This window comes from Amycolatopsis sp. NPDC004378, from assembly GCF_053602455.1.
Window position 1 is genome coordinate 51,196 of the sequence record NZ_JBSGDR010000013.1, and the last position, 21,742, is coordinate 72,937.

Consider the following 21,742-nt stretch of genomic DNA (forward strand, 5'->3'; position numbering starts at 1 on the left):
CCGAGGAGGACCGATGCGTGGCTTGGTGATCATCTCTTGTGCACTGGCCGCCGGGCTGGTGGCCGCCACGAGTCCGGTGGCGGAGGCGGCGCCCCGGTACTCCCCCGGTGCGCCCGGCGCCGGGGATCCGTACTTCCCCGACATGGGCAACGGCGGCTACGACGTCGGCCACTACGACATCCGGCTGACGTACAGCCCGGCGACCCAGGCGATCGACGCCACCACGACGATCCTCGCCACCGCCACCCAGGACCTCTCCCGCTTCGACCTGGACTTCCAGGGACCGCTGACCATCAGCCGGCTTTCGGTGAACGGGCTGGACGCCGCCTTCACCCGCAGTGGGGCCCAGGAGCTGGTGATCACCCCGCCGTACGGGCTGCGGAAGGGCAGCCCGTTCGTCGTCTCGGTGAGCTACGCCGGCGTGCCGCAGAAGATCGACGATCCCGCGCTCGGCCTGTCCGGCTGGGTCGCCACCAAGGACGGGGCGGTCGCGCTCAACCAGCCGATCGGGGCCGCGACCTACTACCCGGTGAACGACACCACCGACGACAAGGCGACCTACACCCAGACCATCACCGTGCCGACCGGGCTCACCGTGCTGGCCAACGGCGAACCCGGGCCCACCACCACGCACGATCACCAGACCACCTTCCGCTGGTCCATGAACCGGCCGATGGCCAGCGAGCTGAGCATGCTCGCGATCGGCGACTACGACGTCACCCGCGGCGTGACGGCCGGGGGCCTGCCGAACATCACCGCGATCGGCAAGTCGATCGACACCAAGTCCGGGCAGGGCCAGGTGTTCAACCAGACCACGGCACAGATCGTCCAGTGGGAGTCCTCGGTGTACGGGCCGTACGCGTTCGACTCGACCGGCGGCATCCTCGCCGACGTCGGCGTCGGGTACGCCCTCGAGACGCAGAGCCGGCCGGTCTACGACCAGGGCACCAGCGACGTCGACGGCGACCTGCTCGCCCACGAGCTCGGCCACCAGTGGTTCGGCGACAGCCTCACCCCGGTGCACTGGTCGGACATCTGGCTCAACGAAGGCTTCGCGACCTACTCGGAGTGGCTCTACCAGGAGAAGTTCAACGGCGTCCCCGTGCAGCAGACCTTCGCGAAGACCTACGCCGACGAGAAGGACTGGACCGGGAAGGTCGCCGACCCCGGACGCGACCACATCTTCGACGACCTCGTCTACAACCGCGGCGCGATGACCCTGCAGGCCCTGCGCACGAAGATCGGCGACCGCGACTTCTTCCGGGTGCTGACGCAGTGGCCGACGGCAAACCGCTACGGCAACGTCTCGACGCGGCAGTTCGTCCAGTTCGTCGAGCGGCTGACCGGCCGCGACCTCGACGCGTTCTTCCGCACCTGGCTCTACCAGCCGGGCAAGCCGGCGCTCTAGCCCCGTTCGTAGAGCGTCCCCAGCCGGACCAGGGCCGGGCGGCCGTCCGGGCCGGGGTCGTGGAACTGCACCGCCGCGACGCTTCCCGGGCTGCCGAGGTCCATGACGAACCGGCTTCGGTCGCGGTCGATGCACGTGATCGGCAGCGCCCGGCCGCCGCCGGCCGGGCTGCCCATCAGGCGTTCCCATTCGGCCAGGCCGGCGTCGGGGATCAAGCGCACGTGGAGCCGGCCGTCGTGGTCCTCGACGGACACCTGGCCGTCGGACGCTCGGTAGCGGCCGGTGAACTTGCCGTTCTCGACCTCGAAGGTGGATCCGGGCGCGGTGACGGCCGCCGGGCCGCGGACGGAGAAGTACTCGTCGAGGATCTCCGTGCACAGGGTGGAATGCAGCATCGCTCCCGTACTGCTGTTGGTGAGCACCGCGAGCACGACCTGCTGCCGGGGAATGACGTAGAGGGTCGAATGCATCCCGAGGTTGGCGCCCGAATGCGTCAGGACCGGGTCGTCGCCCTCCCGGAACAGGCCCCAGCCCAGGCCGAAGTTCGCGCACCCGCGCAGGCAGCCCCAGAACTCGTCGTACTGGGGCGTGCGCATCTGCTCCACGGCTTCCGGCGAGAGGAGGCCGTGGCCGTCGATGTGCGCCCGGCCGAAGCGGACCAAGGACTCGACGTCGAGCCACAGGCGGGACCCCGCCGGGCCGTACTCGGGCCAGACGCGCAGGCGGGGCACTCGTGAGACGGTGCCGTCGACGACGTGCCCGACGGCGGTCGAATGGAGGAGCATCTCCTCGGCGTCCGCGGTCGCGGTCATCCCGAGCGGCCGCAGGACGCGCGTGCTCAGGGCGACGTCGAACCGTTCGCCGGTGAGCACCTCCACGATGCGGCCGAGCGTGCTCATGCCCATGTTGCTGTAGGAAAACCGCCGGCCGGGGACGCCCGTGACGGCCAACGCCGCCAGCTCGCGCTGCAACCGCTCGAGGACGTCGTCGCCCGGGGGCAGGTTCGGCAGGTAGTTGCCGGGCAGCCCGGACGAGTGGTTGAGCAGCATGCGCACGGTGATCGCCGCCGAGCGATCCGGAGTGGCCGTCGTGAAGCCCGGGAGGTACGCCGGCACCGGTGCGTCGAGGTCGAGCCGGCCTTCGTCCACCAGGGTCATGGCCAGGGACGCAGTCAGCACCTTCGTGACGGATCCGGCCGCGAACAGCGTGTCCGGCCGCACGGGAGCGCCGGTCGTGACGTTGACCGTCCCAGTTTCGGCGCGGACGAGGGCGCCGTCGTGCCACAGCGCGGCCGACGCACCCGTCACGGTGAACTTCTCCGCCAGCCGTGACAACCGACCGGCGAGTTCGTTCGATGTGAGCATCGGGCCATCCTGTCAAGCGAAGGGCCACGACGCATGCGACAGCTGTCGAACGGCCGTCCGTGGCCGCGCGACTCCTGTCCATACCTGGGCGGTGCCGCCGGTTCTACCGTGAGGGGAAGAGCTGGAGAACGAAAGGACGACGATGTCACTCCTGCTGACTGGCGCGACCGTCATCGACGGCGTTTCCGACAAGGGCATCGACGGTCACGCGATCCTGATCGACGACGGCCGCATCGTGGCGATCGGGCGCCCGGACGAGCTGACCGGCACCGAAACCCTCGACCTCAGCGGGAAGTTCGTCATCCCCGGGCTGATGAACGCCAACGTGCACCTCCTCGTGAACGTCCTCTTCGAGACGCTCGTCCGGTACGAAGGGCGCTACGAGGACCTGATCGTCGAGGCCGCGCAGGTCGCGCTGAAAAACGGGATGACGACGGTCTTCGACACCTGGGGCCCGCGACGCGCGCTGACGGCGGTCCGCGACCGGATCGACCGGGGCGAGACGACCGGCAGCCGGATCCGCTGCGCGGGCAACATCATCGGGTTCGAGGGCCCGTTCTCCGACGACTTCGACAAGCGGATCCCCGGCGTCGGGAGCACCCACTTCGTCGACCGGGTGAACGCGACGTGGGTCGAGAACGTCGGGCGGCACCTCATGTGGCTCACGCCCGAGGACGTCGGCAAGGAGGTCCGCGCGTACCTCGAACGCGGCGTGAACTTCGTCAAGTACGCGTCGAACGAGCACGGCGGGGCCTCGGCCGGTGCCTTCCTCCAGTTCTCGGAGCGCACGCAACGCGTCATCGTCGAAGAGGCCCACCGCGCCGGGTTGACCGCGCAGTCCCACACCGGGACGGTCGAGGGCCTGCGGATGGCCCTGGAAGCGGGCTGCGACCTGGTGCAGCACTGCAACATGACCGGCCCCACCGAGATCCCGCGCGAAACCCTCGACCTCTTCGCCGAGAAGAACTGCGGCGCCGTCGTCTTCCCCTTGACCGACAACGGGATCAAGGTCCTCAAGGAGTCCATTTCGGACTTCGAATGGACCCTGTGGAAGGCCTCGGACGCCAACGCCCGCAACCTCGTCGACTCGGGCGCGTCGATCCTCCTCGCCAACGACGGCGGCATCTTCGCCCCGGAGGTCATGACCGAGCCGATGATCAAGGGCACCTGGAACGGCCTGCCCGAAGAGGAGGGCCTGGGCCGCCTGGCGACCGGCCACTTCGTCTGGCTCCGGGCCATGGAGGAAAAGGGCATGTCGCCGATGGCCTTGCTGCACGCGGCGACCCGCAACGTCGCGAAGGCCTACCACGTCGATGACGATCTCGGGACGCTCGAACCCGGCAAGATCGCCGACATGGTGGTCCTGGACGAGGATCCGTTGCGCGGCGCCAAGAACTACCAGAGCATCCACGCCGTCATCAAGGACGGCGTCGTGGTGGACCGCGACGCGCTGCCGGAGCGGCCGTTGCTGACCGCGGACCTCCCGCCTTCGCTCGAGGAAGAGGCCCGCTACAAGAAGGCCCTCCATCACGGCGCGCGGCTGCCCGGGTGCCACTGATGCCGGTGTGGGAGCAGCACTGCTGCCTGCCGCTCGACCCGGACACCGACGTCGGCGCGTTGTGGCGGTACGCCGAGGCGGGCGCGTCGTTCGTGTCGGTGAACGTCGGCTACGCGCCGCACGACATCGCCGGCACGATCCGGGTGTTGTCGGGGTTCCGGCGGCAGCTGCTCGCCCGGCCCGACCGCTACGTCCTGGCCCGCACGGCCGAGGACGTGCGCGAGGCCGAGGCCACCGGGCGGCTCGCGGTCGCGTTCGACCTCGAAGACACCAACCCGCTCGGCGGGCGGCTCGACCTCGTCCGGACCTACTACGACCTGGGTGTGCGCACGATGCTGCTGACCTACAACCAGCGCAACGCGGCCGGCTCGGGCTGTCACGACGAGACCGACGGCGGCCTCACGGACTACGGCCGGGAGGTGGTGGCCGAGATGAACCGGGTGGGCATGGTGGTCGACGTCGCGCACTGCTCGTACCGGACGTCGATGGACGTCTTCGCTGCGTCGACGGCGCCGGTGGTGGTGTCCCACACCGCGGCGCGAGCGGTGCACGACGACCCGCGCAACGTGGGGGACGACCAGATGCTCGCGTGCGCCGCGACCGGCGGGGTCGTCGGGATCGACGGCGTGGGGATGTTCCTGGGACACAACGACGCGAGCACCGAGACGCTCGTCCGCCACGTCGAGCACGCCGTGAAGCTCCTCGGCTGGGAGCACGTGGGCCTCGGGCTGGACTACTGCTTCGACCAGGCCGGCGATGAGCTGGCCGCGAACCCCGACCTGTTCCCGGCGAGCTACGCGCGGTGGGACCGGCTGGAGTTCGTCGAGCCGGAGCGCCTGCCCGCCATCGCCGAGGCCCTGCTGGAACGCGGCCACACGCCGGAGGCCGTCGACGGGATCATGGGCGGGAACTTCCTGCGCGTGGCGGAAGCGGTGTGGCGATGACCCGGGTGGTGGTCGTGGGCGCCGGCGTCGTCGGGCTTTCGTGCGCGTGGTTCCTGCAGGAGCACGGCGCGGAAGTCACCGTCCTGGAGCGGTCGGTCGTCGGGGCGGGTGCGTCGTGGGGCAACGCCGGCTACCTCGTGCCGGCCATGGTGGCGCCGCTGGCGGAGCCGGCCCTGCTGCGGGAGGGCCTGCGCAGCCTGCTCACCCCGGGCTCGCCGGTCTCGGTGAGCGGGCGGCCGTCCGTGGCGTTCCTGGCCGGGTTCACCCGGAACGCGACCGCGTCCCGGTGGCAGCGCGGGATGGCCGCGCTCGGGCCGCTGGCGGCCGACAGCCTGGGCGCGTTCGACGAGCTGATCAAGGTGGTGTCGCGGCGGAGGTTCACGAGCGGACCGTCCGGATCGGGTTCACCGCCGGCCAGGACACCGCCGGGCTCGAGCACGAGCTCGCCGGCGCGTCCTACCGGATCTCGGCGGGCCACGAGGCGCCGTTCTCCGACCTCGTCACGCAGGTCCTGCACCTGGAGGGCCAGCGCTTCCTCGCGCCGGGCGCGTTCCTCGACGCGCTCGCCGGGTCGGTGCGCGAGCGCGGTGGCGAAGTCGCCGAGGGCGCGCACGTGCGGTCGATCGGGTTCGGGCCGGGCGGGCTGCAGGTGGACACCTGGGCGGGACCGCCGAACCGGGCCGACGCCGTCGTGCTCGCGACGGGTGCGTGGCTGCCGGAGCTGGGCCGCCGGCTGGGCGTGCGCGTGCCGGTGCAGGCCGGGCGCGGGTACTCGTGCAGCGTCCGGCTCGCCGGACCGCTCCCGGGTCCGGCCTACCTGCCCGGCGCCCGGGTGACGCTCACGCCGTACGGAGACCGGGTCCGCGTCGCGGGCGCGATGGAGATCGCCGGCCGGGACGCGCCCTTCGACGGTCGCCGCCTGGACGCCGTCCTGCGTTCGCTCCACCCCCTGATCGACGCCGGCTGGGACGACGTGCGCGAACCGTGGGTCGGGTCCCGGCCGCTGACGCCCGACGGCCTCCCGGTGATCGGCGCGACGAAGGTTCCCGGCGTCCACGTCGCGGGAGGCCACGGCATGTGGGGCGTGACGCTCGGACCGGTCACCGGGAAGCGGCTGGCCGCGCAGGTCGTGTGCGGGACACCCGCCATCGCCCCGTTCGACCCGCTGCGCCGAGGAAGGCTTCGATGAAACCGAACGCGATCACCCCGCCGCCCGCGCCGGCGTTCCGCCGTCAGGGCGACCTCCTGCTGCTCTCGGGCCAGGTCGGGGTCGACGACGGCTGGCGGCCGGTGACCGGGGCCTTCCAGGACGAGGCCCGCGCGGCCTTCGCGAACGTCCGGCGGGTGCTGGCCGAGGCCGGCGCGCGGCCGGACCAGGTCCTCAAGGTCACCGCCTACCTGGCCGACCTCGGCGACTTCGCCGGCTACAACGAGGTCTGGATCGAGGAGTTCCCCGATCGGCGGCCCGCCCGGACGACGATCGGCGCGCCGCTCGTCCAGCCCTTCCGCGTCGAACTCGACGTCGTCGCGTGGCTCGGCGAAGACTAGGCCGACCGGGTTACATTCACGGGCGTGATGCGTCCGGACGCGGTTCCGTGAGCGAAGACCTGCAGCGGGTGGTCGACACGCTGGCCCGGCAGCTGGGCCGGTCGGTCGCGGTCGACGACGTCCACTTCCGGCTGCTCGCCTACAGCGCGCAGGCCGGCCCGATCGACGACATGCGCGCGCAGGTGATCCTGAACCGCGAGGCGCCACCGGAAGCGGTCGCCTGGTTGCGGCGGTTCCGGCTCCCCCGCGCCGACGGGCCGGTCCGCCTGCCCGCGTCGGCGGAGTTCGACCTGCTGCCGCGGGTCGCGATCCCGATCCGGTTCCAGGGCGTCCAGTTCGGCTACCTGTGGCTGATCGACGCCGACGACCCGGTCGACGACGCCGGGCTCGCGCTGGCCGGGGTCGCGGCCGGCGAAGCCGCGGAGGTGCTATTCCGCGAGCGGGCTCTGGGCGAGTTGCACGACGCCCGCGTCGGGGAGCTCCTCCGCGACCTGCTGTCGGACGACCAGGCGGCGCGCGCCCTCGCCGCCGACGGGCTCGTCGAGTCGGACCTCTTCGCGGCCCGCGGTGACGTCGTCGCCGTCGTCGTCGCGCCCTTGCCGGTGGCCGGGCAGGAGGTCGACGCGGGTGACCGCCTGGCGCTCGGCGCGGCGCTGCGTGCGGCCGCCACGGCGCTGCCGGTCCGCGAGAGCATGGCCCTGGTCCGCCCCGGCCACGGACTGCTCGTCGTGACGCGGCGCGCGCTGGACCGGCTCCCCCGGCTCGCGGACGAGCTGTGCTCGTCGGCGGTGCGGCGGCTCGGGCGCGCCGACCGGTGGCGGGCCGTGGTCGCGGGAGTGGGCCGTCCCGCGGCGCGGCTGGCGGACGTCGCGACGTCGTACCGGCAGGCGCTCGACGCGATCCGGGTCGCCGACGTCATCCCCGTGTTCCGGCCCGTCGCCCGCCACGACGCGCTGGGGATCTACGCCCTGCTGGCCGCCCAGCCGCGCGAGCAGCTCCGCGGCATGGGGGTCGCGCAGGCGATCACGGCGCTCGTCGAGGCCGACCCCGAACTCCTCGTCACGGCGGAGACCTTCCTCGACCGCGCGGGCGACTCCCGCGCGGTGGCCGAGTCCCTCGGCGTCCACCGGGCGACGATCTACCACCGGCTCCGCCGCATCGAGGAACTCACCGGCTTCGACCTCGGCGACGGGGAACGCCGCCTGGTCCTGCACCTGGGCATCAAGGCGGCGAGACTGCTCGGCGACATCTGAGGCCTTCGACTGTCCACTTGCGACCAGGTAAGCGGTGGGCCAACTCCTGGGCCGTTCGGCCGCCACCGAACGGGTCTGGATCGGTCGAGAGCCTTTACGGCGCCCGCGGCGAGTGGCTGGATCGACAGTCGTCACGGCCCGCAACGGCGATCCCGCTGCCCGCCTCGGATTCTTCACTCGACGGAGAAGGTGAACGCGCCATGCCGTTTTCCCGAAAACTCGTCACCGCCACCGCACTGCCCGCCGTCGTGGTCGGCGGGCTCCTGGTCGCCGCGACGCCCGCGTCCGCGAACGTCACCGTGACCCAGGTCAGCTCCGATCCGTTCACCGACGCGCAAGCCCAGCACAGAACCGAGGTCGAACCCGACACGTTCGCGTTCGGGTCGACCATCGTCTCCGCCTTCCAGGTCGGGCGCGTCTCCGGCGGCGGCTCGTCCGACATCGGCTTCGCCACCTCCACCGACGGCGGCGCGACCTGGACGCAGGGCTTCCTGCCCGGCACGACCGCCAACACCGGCGGCCCCTGCGGCCAGATCAGCGACGCCGCGGTCGCCTACGACGCCAAGCACGGCGTCTGGCTGATCTCCGCCCTCGGCGTCACCTGCCCGAGCGGCACGCCGGTGCTCACCAGCCGCTCCACCGACGGCGGCAAGACGTTCGGCACCCCCGTCACGACGGCCACCGGCTCGCTGGACAAGAACTGGATCGCCTGCGACAACACGGCGTCCAGCCCGTTCTTCGGCAGTTGCTACACCGAATACGACATCACGAGCTCCGGTGACTCGATCCGGATGAAGACCTCGAGCGACGGCGGGCTCACCTGGGGCCCGGCCCGAGCTCCCGCCGGCACGCACACCGGGCTCGGCGGCCAGCCGGTCGTCCAGCCGAACGGCACCGTCGTGGTCCCGTACCTCTCGCTCAACGACCAGATCCGCAGCTTCCGCTCCACCACCGGCGGTGCGAGCTGGACCTCGACCGTCCAGGTCGCCGCGGTCAGCCACCACGACGCGGCCGGCGGCCTGCGCGAGGAAGCCTTGCCCACGGCCGAAATCGACGGCACGGGCACGGTCTACGTCGCGTGGTCGGACTGCCGGTTCCGCTCGGGCTGCCCGCGCAACGACATCGTGCTGAGCAAGTCCGCGAACGGCACCACGTGGTCGGCTCCGGCACGCGTCCCGATCGACGCCACCACCAGCACGGTCGACCACTTCGTCCCCGGCATCGGCGTCGACGCGTCGACCTCGGGCACGAGCGCGCGGATCGGCCTGACGTACTACTCCTACCCGGACTCCGCCTGCACCGCCGCGACCTGCCAGCTCGACGCCGGGTTCGTCTCTTCGACCAACGGCGGCACGAGCTGGAGCACCGCCACCCAGGTGGCCGGCCCGATGAGCCTGTCGTGGATCCCGAACACCTCGCAGGGCCGGATGTTCGGCGACTACATCTCGACGTCGGTCCGCGCCGGCGGCAACGCGTTCCCGGTCGTCCCGATCGCCACCGCGCCGACCGGCTCGACGTTCAACCAGGCCATGTTCGCCCCGGCCGGCGGCCTGCCCCTGACCGGCGGCGCCCGCCGCGCGACGGACAATCCGGCGCCGCAACCGGCTGCGGCGCACTCGGCCCTGACCGCCTTCTGACCCCGATGCGCCGGGTCAGCGTCGCGCCTGCTCCAGGTTCGCCTGGTGGGGGCGGGCGAGCCAGTCCTGTTCGAGACGGACGTCGACCGGGTCTTCACCTCGCCTCAGCGCGTCGAGGTAGGCGTGGTCGGCCGCGAAGCGGGCTGCCACCTCCGGGCCCTCGGCGACCGCGCCGTGGCCGGGGATCACGACGCCGACCTCTCCCGCGGCCTCGGCCAGCCGGTCGAGGGCCGTCTGGTACGCGTCCGGCTGGCCGGGGCGGCGGGGGTCGAGCAGCGGGATCAGGACGTCGGACAGCATGTCGCCGGCGATGAGGACGCCGCGGTCCGCGAGGAGGAGGGCCGCGTGGCCGGGGGCGTGCGCGTCGTGCTCGACGAGCTCGCCCGGCAGCGGTCCGCCGTCCCCCGGGAGCGGGGTGAGGAGCGCGACCAGCTCGAGCGGGATCCCTGACGCGCTTTCCGCGGCCATCGCCTGGGCCCGCTCGCGGGCTTCACCCGCGACCGAGGCGCAGGTGGACGTCGCGTAGCGCGGCACGTCGCCGAACCGGGGATGCCAGAGCAGGTGGTCCCAGTGGGGATGCGTGGAAAACCCGGCCACCACCGGGATGCCGAGCGCTTCGACGTCGTCGGCGAGCTGGTCCAGGTCGGCGCCGGCGATGCCGGGGTCGACCAGGATCAGGCCGTCGTCCGCGCGGACCACGACCGCGTTGCTCCACACCCATTCGCTCTGCCGGACCCAGACGCCGTCGGCCACCTGCTTCAGCACCGGGCCACCCTGTCACACCACGAGGTCCCGGCGGCGGATCAGCGCGGCGGTTTCGGCGGTGTTGCCGGCCAGTTCGATCGCCTTGTCGTACGCCGCGCGGGAATCCCGCGTGCGGCCCAGCCGGCGCAGCAGATCGGCGCGGGTCGCGTGGTAGGCGTGGTAGCCCGCCAGCTTCTCCGCCAGGCGGTCGACGGCCGCCAGCGCGACGTCCGGGCCGTCGAGCTCGGCGACCGCGACGGCCCGGTTCAGGGCGACGACCGGTGACGGGTCGAGGCGGACGAGCTGGTCGTAGAGCGCGAGGACCTGCGACCAGTCCGTGTCGCGCATGGCGCGGGCGGACGTGTGCACGGCGTTGATCGCCGCGAGGACCTGGTAGGGGCCCGGCGCCACCCCGGTGGCGAGCCGCTCGCGCACCAGCCGGTGGCCCTCGGCGATCAGCGTCGCGTCCCAGGTTCCGCGGTCCTGCTCGTCGAGGGCGACCAGTTCGCCGCCGGCCGAGACGCGGGCGGGGCGGCGGGCCTCGGTGAGGAGCATCAGGGCCAGCAGCCCGGCCACCTCGCCGTCGTCCGGCAGCAGGGCGCGGACCAGCCGGGTCAGCCGGATCGCCTCGGCGGTCAGGTCGTGCCGGACCGGGCTTGTGTCCGGGCCGGTGGCCAGGTAGCCCTCGTTGAACACGAGGTACAGCACGGTGAGCACGCCGGCGACCCGGGCCGGGAGGTCCTCGGCGGCGGGCACGCGGTACGGGATGCGCGCCGCTTTGATCTTGGCTTTCGCCCGGGTGATCCGCTGCCCCACGGCCGTCTCGGCGACCAGGAACGCGCGGGCGATCTCGGGCACGGTCAGGCCGCCGACCATGCGCAACGTCAGGGCGAGCCGGGCTTCCACCGCCAGCGCCGGGTGGCAGCAGGTGAAGATCAGCCGGAGCCGGTCGTCGTCGATGGCGCCCGGCGGCTCGGGCGGGTCGTCGTCGTAGCCCATCCGTGCCTCCTTCTGCTTGTCGTCGCGCTTGCTTTCGCGCCGGATCCGGTCGATGGCCTTGCGGTTGGCGGTGGTGGTCAGCCAGGCGCCGGGGCTGGGCGGCACGCCGTCGGCCGGCCACCGCTCGACGGCGATCGCGAACGCCTCGGCGGCCGCGTCTTCGGCGATGTCGAGGTCGCCGAAGCGCCTGGTCAGGCCGGCGACGACCCGGGCCCACTCCTCCTGGTGGGCCCGGGTGACGGCCGCTTCGACGTCGTTCACCGGAACGGCCGCACTTCGATCTTCCGGTCGCACACCTTCGACGCCTCGGCGGCGAGCTTGAGCGCGACGTCCAGGTCGGGGGCCTCCCACACCCAGACACCCGCGAGGTACTCCTTGGACTCCACGAAGGGCCCGTCGGTGACCACCGGCTGCCCGCCGCGGTTGTCGATCACCGTGGCCGTGGTGGTGTCGGCGAGCCCGCCGGCGAAGACCCAGTAGCCGTCGGCGATCAGGCGGTCGTTGAACTCGCCGATCGCGGGCTGCCGGTCCGTGCTGCCGGGGTTTTCCTTGTCGTCGATGACGGAAACCAGGTACTGCATCCGAAGCTCCTCCCTTGTCCGTGTGTCAGTTTCGCGCGCCGAGGAACGCCGCCGGCCCGATCCGACAACCTTGCCGGAAAATATTTCGGTGGCGAGGCGTCACCGTCGCTGCTAGCTTTCGCCGGAGCCGTGCGAGAGACCGAGGAGGTGGTACCCGTGAACCAGACGACATGGGTGCTCCCCTCAGGGGTCACGGCCGGGCGATAGGTCGTCCGGGAGCGCCGAGCCCTCCCGAAAGGCACGACCATGCACTTCACTTCCGAACAGCGCCTCGACGACGGCGTCCTCGAGCGCGCGTTCACCCTCGGCGACATTCCCGGCGTCCTGTGGACGCCCGCGTCCGCACCGGCTCCGCTGATCCTGCTCGGCCACCCCGGCGGAATCGGCCGGATGCACTCCCGGCTGGTGGCCCGGGCCCAGGCCTGCGCGGCCGAGGGCTACGCGGCGGCGACCATCGAGCTTCCGGGCGGCGGTGACCGGCCGCGGCTGCCCGCCCTCGAAGCGGCCCGCGCCGACCTGCGGCGGGCGCTGGCCGCCGGCGAGCCCGTCGACGAGATCGTCGACCGGCTCATCCTTCCGCTGGCCGAGCAGGCGGTCCCGGAATGGCAGGCCACCCTGGACGCCCTCCTCGAGCTGCCGGAGATCGACGGCCCGGTCGGGTTCGCGGGCGGGGTGCTCGCCGTCGCCATCCGGCTGGCGGCGATCGACCCGCGGATCGCGGCGGCCGTGCTGTTCGCCGGGAGCTACGTGCCGCGCAGCATGCTCGAGGAGGCCCGGCAGGTCACCATCCCGCTGCTGGTCCTGCTGCAGTGGGACGACGAAGGCAACGACCGGCAGCTGGCCCTGGACGTGTTCGACGCCCTCGGCTCGAAGGAGAAGACGTTGCACGCCAACATGGGCGGGCACACCGGCGTCCCTCGGTTCGAAGGGGACGCCGGGAACCGGTTCTTCGCCCGGCACCTGAAGTGAGTCAGCCGAGGACGCCGCGGACGTAGCGCACGGTCCCCATCCGCAGGCCGTCGTCGTCCAAGGGCGGCAGGGCGCTGCCCGCGAGCAGCTCGCCGACGCTGCTCCCGGTCAGCGCCCAGCCGCGTTCCACCAGGTACGGACCCGCTTCGTTGCGCTCGCCGAAGTAGCGCAGCTTCGCCATGTCCGGATCGAACCCGCGCTCGCGCCAGCGGGCGGAGATGCGGTCCAGGCGTTCCTTCGTCTCCTCCTCGTCGCCGGGCTCCGGGTTGGGCCGGCTTTCGGTGGCCACGCGGCTGCCCGGTGCGCTGAGCTCGGTGATGGTGTCCAGCAGGCGGTCCTGCGCGTCCGGCGGCAGGTAGCCCAGCAGGCCTTCGGCGCTCCACGCGGTCGGCCGGGCCGGGTCGAAGCCGACGGCACGCAGGGCCGCGGGCCAGTCGTCGCGCAGGTCGACGGCGGCCACCCGCCGGTCGGCGGCGGGCTCGGCGCCCAGCTCCGCCAGCGCCCGGGTCTTGAACTCGACGACCGGCGGCTGGTCGACCTCGTACACCACCGTCCCGGCCGGCCAGGGCAGCCGGTACGCGCGGGAATCCAGCCCCGAAGCCAGGATCACGGCCTGGGTGACGCCCGCGTTCGCCGCGTCGAGGAAGAAGTCGTCGTAGAACCTGGTCCGCACCTTGGCGACGTCGATCGCGCTCCGCTCGACCAGGTCGCCGGGCGGGGTTTCGCCGCTCGCCAGCCGGGTGAGCAGGTCGATGCCGACCGCCCGGACCAGCGGTTCGGCGAACGGGTCGTCGACGAGCGAACGGTCCTCGCGGGTCGCGATCGCCCGGGCCGCCGCGGCGGCGGTGGCCGTCGCGCCGACGCCGGCGGCGAGGTCCCAGGTGTCTCCGTCGTGCCGGTGAGTCGTCATGGTCCGATCATGCCAACGAACCAGTCCGGCTGACCGGCGCGCGACCTAGCGGTCCCTGACCGGCTGGGGCAGCCGCGGCACCAACGCGAACCACGCCAGCGCTTCCGCCGTGCTGGCGTGCAGCGGGAGGACGTGTTGCAGGCTCAGCGCGGTGATCGGCCGCAGCAGTGCGCGGTGCCGGCCGACCACCGCGAACGGGACGGCGTTCCCCTCGGCGGCGGCCGCCGTGGCCAGCAGGATCGTCAGCGTGCGGGCGCCGCAGAACGTCACGGCCGAGGCGTCGAACACCAGGGCCGGCGGGGTCAGCCGGAGCTCGCGGTCCAGCAGGGTTTCCAGGCGGCCGGTCACGGTCAGGTCGAGGTCGCCGGCCGCGGTGACCGCGCTCGCGTCGGCGGTGGTGGTCACGGCGAAGGTGGCCGTCGGTGAGGGCATGCGATGCCTCCTCGGTGGGCACCGTGCGGCCCGGGTGCGGACCCACGGCAGCCCGGATCGGGGGCTGGGTGCGGGGCACGACGGCTGCAGGCTGAACCGCTGCACCGCCACCCTACATTCGATGCGAAAACGATGCATCCAGCCGACATCGGACCACTGTGGGACGAGCACACCCGGCGGCCCGCCCAGTGGGGATTTTCCCCATGGCCAGAGTGGCGCCTCCGCCCTAGCGTGGACCCCGGTGACGAGGAGGTTCCCGCTGATGGTGCTCGACGACCTGACCGCCGTGCTGCCGCCGGACCGGCTGGTCCGCGATCCGGACGTCCTGGCGGGCTTCGCCCACGACGAGGCCGAGTGGGCGCCCTACGCACCACCCGCCGTGGTCGTCCGGCCGCACAGCGCCGAAGAGGTCCAGGCCGTGGTCAAGGCCTGCCTGAAGAGCCGCACCCCGCTCGTCCCGCGCGGCGCCGGCACCGGCCTCTCCGGCGGGGCGAACGCCGTCGACGGCTGCGTCGTGCTGGTCACCGACCGGCTCACCGCGGTCAAGGAGATCGACGAGCGGGAGCGCTACGCGGTCGTCGAGCCCGGCGTCGTCAACGACGACCTGCGCGCGGCCTGCGCCGGGCGCGGGCTCTGGTACCCGCCCGACCCGGCCAGCTCGCCGTGGTCGACCATCGGCGGCAACGTCGCCACCAACGCCGGCGGCGTCTGCTGCGTCAAGTACGGCGTCACCCGCGACTACGTCCTCGGCCTGCAGGTCGTCACCGGCACCGGCGAGCTCGTCCGGCTCGGCCGCCGCACGGCCAAGGGCGTCGCGGGCTACGACCTGACCGGGCTGCTGGTCGGCTCGGAGGGCACCCTCGGCGTGGTCACCGAGGTCACCGTGCGGCTGCGGCCGGCCCGGGCCGCGGAACGGACGGTCGCCGGGTACTTCGACACGACCGTCGCCGCCGGGCGGGCCGCGGCCGCGGTCGCCGCGCGGGGCGTGCTGCCCTCGGCGCTCGAGCTGGTCGACCGGCACTGCCTGGCCGCCGTCGACCGGTGGAAGAACATGGGCCTCAGCGCCGACGCGAACGTCGTCCTCCTGGCCCGCACCGACGCACCCGGCGCCCTCGGCGAGCACGAAGCCGCGGAGATCCTCGCCTGCTTCGAAGGAGCGGGCGCGACGTGGGCGGCGCAGTCCACCGACCAGGCCGAGGCCGACGCGCTGTTCTCCGCCCGCCGCCTCGCCTACCCGGCGCTGGAACGGCTCGGCCCGCTGCTCACCGAGGACGTCTGCGTGCCGACGCAGGCCGTGCCCGAAATGCTCGCCCGCATCGATGCCGCAGCGCAGCGCCACGGCGTGCTCATCGCCAACGTCGCCCACATCGGCGACGGCAACCTGCACCCGCTGCTGGTCACCCCGGCCGGCGACGAAACCGCGAAGAAGAACGCCCAAGCCGCGTTCGACGACATCATCGCCGGCGCCCTCGACCTCGGCGGCACCGTCACCGGCGAACACGGCGTCGGCCTGCTCAAGCAACCCGGCCTCTCGCGCGAGCTCGGCCCGGCCGTGCTCGAAATGCACCGCGCGGTCAAGAAGGCCCTCGACCCGCACAACATCCTCAACCCCGGCAAGGTCTTCCCCGAAGGGACACCCGCATGATCGTCCGCACCCCCGCCGGCGAAGTCCGCGGCGAGCCGACCGCCACCGGTGTCCGGTTCCGCGGCCTCCCCTACGCCGCCGCGCCCGAGGGCGACCTGCGGTTCGCCCCGCCCGCCCCGGCGCCGTCGTGGGACGGCGTGCGCGACGCCCGCGAAGCCGGGCCCACCGCGCCCCAGAAGCGCCGCGAAATCCCGGGCCTCGATCTGTCGGCCGTGGTCGGCAACGGCTGGCGCAAAGGCGCGGAGTACCTGACGGTCGACGTCTGGACGCCGGACCCGGGCGCGTCCGGGCTGCCGGTGCTGGTGTTCGTGCACGGCGGCGCGTTCATCGGCGGGACCGGCTCGGCCCCGGTCTACGACGGGACGGCGTTCACCCGCGCCGGCGCGGTGCTGGTCACCGTGCAGTACCGGCTCGGCATCGACGGCTTCCTCCCGCTGGACGGCGGCGCGACCAACCTCGGCCTGCGCGACCAGCTCGCGGCGCTGCACTGGGTCCGGGACAGCATCGCCGCGTTCGGCGGCGACCCCGGCAACGTGACGTTGTTCGGCGAGTCCGCGGGCGCCATCAGCGTCGCCTGCCTGCTCGGTTCGCCGCTCTCGGCCGGGCTCTTCCGCCGCGCGATCGTCCAAAGCGGACACGCGAACATGGTGCGCGGGCAGGCGGAGTTCGAGCGGCTGACCAAGACGGTCGCCGACGTGCTGGGCGTCGAACCGGCCGCGGAGGCGTTCCGGAAGCTCTCGACCGAGCAACTGCTCGACACGCAGGACGTGCTGCTGACCCCGGGGCGCGGCCCCGACCTGCGGGGCGAGGACGGCCGCGACCGCAGCTTCGGCCTCAGCCCGTTCCTCCCGCTGGTCGGCGACGACGTCCTGCCCGAGCACCCGGGCGAAGCGATCCGCAACGGCGCCGGCGCGGACGTCGACCTCGTCGCCGGGACCTGCCGCGAGGAGATGCTGCTGTACTTCGGCCCGACCGGGCTGCTCGACGTCCTCACCGACGAGCAGGCCGTCGCGACGCTGTCGGCGTCGCACCCGGACGCGGCGGGCGTGCTCGAGGGTTACGGCCTCGGCGGCGGCCGGAAGGCGGGCGAAGTGTTCGTCGAGGCCATGACCGACCTCGTCTTCCGCGACGGCGTCAAAGAGCTCGTCGAAAGCCACCGGGGCCGTTCGTTCCGCTACGAATTCGACTGGCGCGCCCCGAAACTCGGGGCCTGCCACGGCATGGAGCTGCCGTTCGTGTTCGACTCCCTGGCCGCGTCCGCCGGCCTCGTCGGCGAAAACCCGCCCGCGGACCTGGCCCGTGAAGTCAACGGCGCGTGGGCGCGGTTCGCCGCCACCGGCGACCCCGGCTGGCACCCGGACGAGACCACGCACCTGGGCTGATGGACACCCACGGCCTGCGCGAGCTCTACGACCTCGTTCTGCGCCTGTCGGCGGTCCACGACCTCGACGCGCTGGTGCAGGAGGTCGTCGACCACGCGCGGCGCCTGCTCGGCGTCGACGTCGCGTACCTCGCGCTGGCCGAACCGGACGGCTCGCTCGTCATCCGGGTCACCGACGGCTCGCTCGGGCCGCGGCTGCGCGGGGTCGTGCTGCCGCCGCACGGCGGGCTGGCCGGGCAGGTGGCCGACACGGGCGAGCCGGTGCAGAGCGCCGACTACCTCGGCGACGCCGCGTTGACCCACCTCGGCGAGGTCGACCGCGTCGCCGAGGACGAGGGCCTGCGCACGATCCTCGGCGTGCCGCTGCGGCTGCGCGGCAAGGTGGCGGGCGTGCTGATGGTGTCGCAGCGCGCGGTGCGCCGGTTCACCGCGGCGGAGTCGTCGCTGCTGACGTCGCTGGGGTCGTTCGCCGCGATCGCCATCGAGAACGCCAAGCTGGTGACCGCGCTGGCGGCGGCGAACGACCGGTTGGAACGCGCGGTCCGGCTGCACGACCGGCTCTCGGAGGTGGCGCTGCGCGGCGGCGCGCCCGAAGACGTCGTAATCCCGCTTTCGGAGCTGGTGCCCGGCTTGGTGCTCGTCGCCGACGAACACGACGAGGTCCGCGCGGCCGCCCGCGCCGGAACCCTCGTGGCGGCGCGGCTCGACGGGAAGCCGTCGACGCTGTTCACCGGCGCCCGGCGGACGCGCGCCGGCGAGCGGGCCGTGACCGTGCCGGTCGCGTCGGCGAACGCGTACTTCGGGGCCCTGCAGGTGGTTCCCGACGCTCCGCTCGACGAGGCCGACGTCCGGCTGCTGGAACGCTCGGCGATGACGGTCGCGCTGGTGGCGTCGGTCGAACGGGCCGAACGCCGGACGGCGGAGGAGCTGGTCGAGCACGTCGTGACCCGCCGCGTCCGCGAGATCCCGGCGTACGCCCGCGACCTCCGGCACCCGCACCTGGTCGTGGTGACCGAAGACCCGCGGCTGCGGGCCCTCGCCCCGCTCTCGTCCACAGTGGACGGCCGGGTGGTCGCCCTGGTCCGCGCCGGCGAAGCGACGGTCCGCGCCTGGTCACTGGGCACGACGGGCCTGGCGGGCCCGGCCACCGGAGCGGCCGAGCTGGCCGACGCCTACGACGACGCGGTCGCGTGCCTCCGGGCGTTGGAAGCGCTGGGCCGCACCGGGTCCACGGCGTCGCCCGCCGACCTGGGCCCCTACCGCTACCTGCTGAGCCAGACCGGCCGCGAGGAGGCGAACACCTTCGCCGGACGCACCCTCGCCCCGCTGCTGACCCACGACGAAGACCGCGGCACGGACCTGGTCCGCACCGCCGAGGTCTTCCTGCGCCACGGCCGCCGCAAGACCCCGGCGGCCGAAGAGCTGACGATCCACCCGAACACGCTCTACCAGCGCCTGGACCGCATCACCGCGTTGCTGGGCGAGGACTGGCAGGAGGGCGACCGAGCGCTGGACGTCCAGCTGGCGCTGCGCATCCACCGCCTCTCCCTCGGCCTGACGTCGTGAGTGTTCAGGGCGGTCAGAACCGCCCTGAACACCCACGACAAGCCGCGGCAGACCTGGTCAGCCGTCGGACTCCGCGGCGGGGAGGTACGCCCCCGGCACCTGATCCGGCGCCACGACCTGGGTCTCACCCGGGTAGGGCGTGGACCAGCCGTGCGTCTGGTACCACGTGAAGTGGTTCATCTGCGCGGGGTTGGCGTAGTCCGCGACGGCGCTCGGGCCGGTCAGCCGCTGGTGCGTCGTCCACTCCTGCCACTGCGCCGCCAGCTGCTTCTTGTCCGCCGGCACCGCCGAGGACGGCACCGGGGCCGCTGCCGGGTTCGCCGCGGCCGGGGTGTCCGGGCCGCAGGACGGCTGGGTCGCCAGGCCGTCGGTCAGCGACGTCCGGTTCGGCAGCGCGGTGAACGGCGTGTAGTCCGGCTTCGGGGTGAAGGCCGCACTCATCGGCGTCGCCGCGCTGTCCTTCTGGTTCATCGGCTTGACCCCGAGGATCTGCTCGATCGTCCGGATCATCGTGATCTGCGAGTAGTAGTGGCTGTCGACGACGCCGTGCTGGGCGTACGGGCTGATGATCTGCACCGGCGCCCGGTGCCCGTCGACGTGGTCGAGCCCGGCCTGGGAGTCGTCCTCGACGACGAAGATCGCCGAGTCCTTCCAGTACTGGCTGTGCGAGATCTCGTCGACGATCCTGCCGACGGCGAGGTCGTTGTCGGCGACCTGGGCGGCCGCGTTCGGCGGGCCGCCGGTGTGGTCGCTGGACAGCCAGAACATGTTGAGGTTGGCCGGCCCGTTCTTCTCGAAGTCGTTCTTCCAGACCTGGTACCGGTAGACGTCCGGCACCGAGGTGTCGAACTTCGGGAAGCCCGGCACCGAAACGTTGTTCAGCGACGGGATCGGCGACGACGACACCAGCGGGTAGGCCGTCGGCTGCCCGGTGGCCATGTTCTTCGAGTCGCAGTACAGGTTCTGCCAGCTCGCCCCGGCGGGCTTGGTCAGGAACTGCTGGAACTCGCCGAAGTCACGCACCGACTTCCCGGCCGCCTGCGCGCCGGTCCACAGGAACCCGCTGCTCTGGTGACCGAGGGCGTCGTCCTCGGTGTCGTAGCTGCGCAGGTACTCCCCCGCCGAAGATTCGGTGTACTCGGGGTTGTCGGCCTGCATCAGCCAGTTGTGGCCCTCGGCGGAGTTCGTGCCGATGTCGTAGGTGTTGTCGTACAACCCGAACTGCTTCTCCAGCGCGTGCTGGTTCGGCGTCACGTTCTCGCCGAACTGCGTCACCGACGGGTCGCCGTTGCCGCGCGCGTCGTCGCCGAAGACCTGGTCGTAGGTCCGGTTCTCCTTGACCAGCAGGAAGACGTGCTTGATCGTCGACGGGTCGCCGAGGCGAGCCGGGACGGGCACCGGGTTGCGGTGGCCGTTCGACTCCGCCTGCCGCACCGCGTCGTCCGTCCAGCCGTTCTGCTTGAAGACCTGGCCGGTGTAGCCGCGGATGGCCCGGTCGTCCGGCAGCCGGAAGCGCTGGACGCTCGACGTCGTGTCGTGCGTGCCGTGCCCGGCGGCCGTGGTGGGGCGGCGCGCGTCGATGCCGCGGGTGTTGGACACGACGACGTCCTTGCCGACGGTCGCGATCGCCGTCGGGAAGTAGTCCGTGGGCAGCAGGCCGACGTAGCTCACCGGCTCCTGCGCGCGGCCGTAGCGGTAGACGGCGACGGCGTTGGCGCGTCCCAGCGTCACCAGCAGGTGCCCGTCGTCGGTCAGCGTCACGCCGTCCGGCTCGTACCCGACCGAGGCCTGCGGCCACGGCTGGGTCGCGATCGTCTGGACGACCTTGTCGCGGCCGGTGTCGATGACCGAGACCGAGTTGCTCGCGGTGTTCGTCACGAACACCGTGCCGTTCTTCGTGTACACCGCGGTCGGGTGCAGGCCGACGTCGATGCTCTTCGGCGTGGCGGCCGCGTTCGCGAGGTCGATGACGCTGACCGTGCCGCTGGTGGTGGCGCCGGTGAACTGGCTGGCCGGCACCTGGGTGTTGTACGAGTTCAGCGTCGGCTCGCCGGGCCGCGCGGCGCGCCCGCCTTCGTTGCTGACGTACAGCTTGGTCCCGACGCGCACCAGGTCACGCGGCGCGTTGCCGGTGGCCCAGCTCTGCTTGATCGCGCCGGTCGCCGCGTCGAGGGCGACGACGCGGTTCTGGCCGTTGACCGCGGAGTACACGGTGGAGCCGTCGGGCGAGAACACCGCCTGGGCGACCAGGGCGTGCTTGGCACCGTCGGCCGGGATCTTGACCGGCGTCGGCGCCGCGACGGTGCCGTCGGGGTTCACCGTGAACTTCGTGTAGCCGTCGGTCTGCGCCAGCCACAGCGACTTGCCGTCCGGGGCGTACGACGGCCCTTCCTGGCCGACGTCGTTGCCCGGGATGCGCAGGTTCGCCGTCGCGGAGTTGCCGACGAGCTGCTGCACCTTCCAGGTCTTGAGGTCGACGATCGTCAGCGCGATCCCGCCGTCGGTGGTCAGCGCGGCGAGGTGCCCGCCGTCGGGGCTGACCGAGGACGCCATGATTTTGCCGTTGTTCACGACCAGGCGGTCGCCGATCGGCTTGATGTACTGGTCGGCGGAGACGACCTGGCCGTTCGGGGTGACCTGGCCGACCTGGTCCTCGCCGAACTGCTGCGTCGACGCGATGCCGACACCGGTGCCGGTGGCGACCAGCGCGAGCGTGGCGGAGCCGGCCGTGACGTACCGCAGCCGATGGCGGCCGAGCCGGCTCTTCGCGGCACGCCGTCTGCGGCGTGTTACCTGCATCGGG

18 protein-coding genes and 1 pseudogene are annotated in these 21,742 nt (G+C 72.6%); 12 read left to right on the forward strand and 7 right to left on the reverse strand.

All coding sequences use genetic code 11. The annotated features are described in order from the left end of the window. Positions 1 to 13 precede the first annotated feature (13 nt). Complete coding sequence (locus ACWEN0_RS31465; protein WP_451981685.1) at positions 14 to 1,408, forward strand: M1 family metallopeptidase; 1,395 nt, start codon at positions 14 to 16, stop codon at positions 1,406 to 1,408. Here ACWEN0_RS31465 and ACWEN0_RS31470 read toward each other — a convergent pair. Further along, positions 1,405 to 2,772 (reverse strand): serine hydrolase domain-containing protein, encoded by a 1,368-nt coding sequence (locus ACWEN0_RS31470; RefSeq protein ID WP_451981688.1) that lies wholly within the window; start codon positions 2,770 to 2,772, stop codon positions 1,405 to 1,407. The two genes, ACWEN0_RS31465 and ACWEN0_RS31470, sit on opposite strands and share 4 nt — an antisense overlap. 142 nt (positions 2,773 to 2,914) lie before the next feature. On the opposite strand from ACWEN0_RS31470, the gene ACWEN0_RS31475 reads away from it, so the two are divergent. From ACWEN0_RS31475 to ACWEN0_RS31505, 7 genes and pseudogenes are all read left to right on the forward strand, one after another. Then, positions 2,915 to 4,330 carry an amidohydrolase family protein gene (locus tag ACWEN0_RS31475; protein ID WP_451981691.1) on the forward strand — a complete coding sequence of 472 codons (1,416 nt, stop codon included), beginning with the start codon at positions 2,915 to 2,917 and terminating at the stop codon, positions 4,328 to 4,330. Further along, the gene (locus ACWEN0_RS31480; RefSeq protein ID WP_451981694.1) at positions 4,330 to 5,274 is read left to right on the forward strand and encodes a dipeptidase; all 945 of its coding nucleotides are present in this window, start codon (positions 4,330 to 4,332) and stop codon (positions 5,272 to 5,274) included. The genes ACWEN0_RS31475 and ACWEN0_RS31480 overlap by 1 nt, the downstream gene beginning before the upstream one ends. Further along, a pseudogene (locus tag ACWEN0_RS31485) lies at positions 5,271 to 5,402 on the forward strand (FAD-dependent oxidoreductase); the annotation flags it as partial. The gene ACWEN0_RS31480 and the pseudogene ACWEN0_RS31485, both read left to right, overlap by 4 nt. Positions 5,403 to 5,560: 158 nt before the next feature. Then, positions 5,561 to 6,463: an NAD(P)/FAD-dependent oxidoreductase gene (locus ACWEN0_RS31490; protein ID WP_451981697.1), complete on the forward strand. Its 903-nt coding sequence runs from the start codon at positions 5,561 to 5,563 to the stop codon at positions 6,461 to 6,463. Then, positions 6,460 to 6,822 (forward strand): RidA family protein, encoded by a 363-nt coding sequence (locus tag ACWEN0_RS31495; RefSeq protein ID WP_451981700.1) that lies wholly within the window; start codon positions 6,460 to 6,462, stop codon positions 6,820 to 6,822. The genes ACWEN0_RS31490 and ACWEN0_RS31495 overlap by 4 nt, the downstream gene beginning before the upstream one ends. A 47-nt stretch (positions 6,823 to 6,869) precedes the next feature. After that, complete coding sequence (locus ACWEN0_RS31500; protein WP_451981703.1) at positions 6,870 to 8,075, forward strand: PucR family transcriptional regulator; 1,206 nt, start codon at positions 6,870 to 6,872, stop codon at positions 8,073 to 8,075. Positions 8,076 to 8,275: 200 nt separating this feature from the next. Then, entirely contained in the window at positions 8,276 to 9,712 is a 1,437-nt protein-coding gene (locus tag ACWEN0_RS31505; RefSeq protein WP_451981706.1) for a sialidase family protein, read from the forward strand. A gap of 15 nt (positions 9,713 to 9,727) precedes the next feature. Here ACWEN0_RS31505 and ACWEN0_RS31510 read toward each other — a convergent pair whose 3' ends face one another. From ACWEN0_RS31510 to ACWEN0_RS31520, 3 genes are read right to left on the reverse strand one after another with little or no spacing between them, the layout of a single operon-like run. Beyond that, the gene (locus ACWEN0_RS31510; protein ID WP_451981709.1) at positions 9,728 to 10,477 is read right to left on the reverse strand and encodes an MBL fold metallo-hydrolase; all 750 of its coding nucleotides are present in this window, start codon (positions 10,475 to 10,477) and stop codon (positions 9,728 to 9,730) included. Positions 10,478 to 10,489: 12 nt separating this feature from the next. Beyond that, positions 10,490 to 11,716: an RNA polymerase sigma factor gene (locus ACWEN0_RS31515; RefSeq protein ID WP_451981712.1), complete on the reverse strand. Its 1,227-nt coding sequence runs from the start codon at positions 11,714 to 11,716 to the stop codon at positions 10,490 to 10,492. Then, the gene (locus ACWEN0_RS31520; RefSeq protein WP_451981715.1) at positions 11,713 to 12,036 is read right to left on the reverse strand and encodes a YciI family protein; all 324 of its coding nucleotides are present in this window, start codon (positions 12,034 to 12,036) and stop codon (positions 11,713 to 11,715) included. The genes ACWEN0_RS31515 and ACWEN0_RS31520 overlap by 4 nt, the downstream gene beginning before the upstream one ends. A gap of 246 nt (positions 12,037 to 12,282) precedes the next feature. On the opposite strand from ACWEN0_RS31520, the gene ACWEN0_RS31525 reads away from it, so the two are divergent. After that, positions 12,283 to 13,005 (forward strand): alpha/beta hydrolase, encoded by a 723-nt coding sequence (locus ACWEN0_RS31525; RefSeq protein ID WP_451981718.1) that lies wholly within the window; start codon positions 12,283 to 12,285, stop codon positions 13,003 to 13,005. Between the two features lies 1 nt (position 13,006). Here the strand turns inward: ACWEN0_RS31525 and ACWEN0_RS31530 are convergent, their stop codons facing one another. Both ACWEN0_RS31530 and ACWEN0_RS31535 read right to left on the reverse strand, forming a co-directional pair. Further along, positions 13,007 to 13,915, reverse strand: a complete 909-nt coding sequence (locus tag ACWEN0_RS31530) for an SAM-dependent methyltransferase (protein WP_451981721.1) — start codon at positions 13,913 to 13,915, stop codon at positions 13,007 to 13,009. Between the two features lie 45 nt (positions 13,916 to 13,960). Next, complete coding sequence (locus ACWEN0_RS31535) at positions 13,961 to 14,347, reverse strand: STAS domain-containing protein (RefSeq protein WP_451981724.1); 387 nt, start codon at positions 14,345 to 14,347, stop codon at positions 13,961 to 13,963. Positions 14,348 to 14,609: 262 nt separating this feature from the next. Here ACWEN0_RS31535 and ACWEN0_RS31540 point away from each other — a divergent pair, with 262 nt between their 5' ends. The 3 genes from ACWEN0_RS31540 to ACWEN0_RS31550 are packed head-to-tail and all read left to right on the forward strand — an operon-like array spanning position 14,610 to position 18,939. After that, positions 14,610 to 15,992, forward strand: coding sequence for an FAD-binding oxidoreductase (locus tag ACWEN0_RS31540; RefSeq protein ID WP_451982241.1), 1,383 nt, complete (start codon positions 14,610 to 14,612; stop codon positions 15,990 to 15,992). Continuing rightward, positions 15,989 to 17,374: a carboxylesterase/lipase family protein gene (locus ACWEN0_RS31545; protein ID WP_451981727.1), complete on the forward strand. Its 1,386-nt coding sequence runs from the start codon at positions 15,989 to 15,991 to the stop codon at positions 17,372 to 17,374. Before ACWEN0_RS31540 ends, ACWEN0_RS31545 begins: the two co-directional genes overlap by 4 nt. After that, positions 17,374 to 18,939: a helix-turn-helix domain-containing protein gene (locus ACWEN0_RS31550; protein ID WP_451981730.1), complete on the forward strand. Its 1,566-nt coding sequence runs from the start codon at positions 17,374 to 17,376 to the stop codon at positions 18,937 to 18,939. Before ACWEN0_RS31545 ends, ACWEN0_RS31550 begins: the two co-directional genes overlap by 1 nt. Before the next feature lie 57 nt (positions 18,940 to 18,996). Here the strand turns inward: ACWEN0_RS31550 and ACWEN0_RS31555 are convergent, their stop codons facing one another. After that, complete coding sequence (locus tag ACWEN0_RS31555) at positions 18,997 to 21,738, reverse strand: alkaline phosphatase family protein (protein WP_451981733.1); 2,742 nt, start codon at positions 21,736 to 21,738, stop codon at positions 18,997 to 18,999. Positions 21,739 to 21,742: the final 4 nt, after the last annotated feature.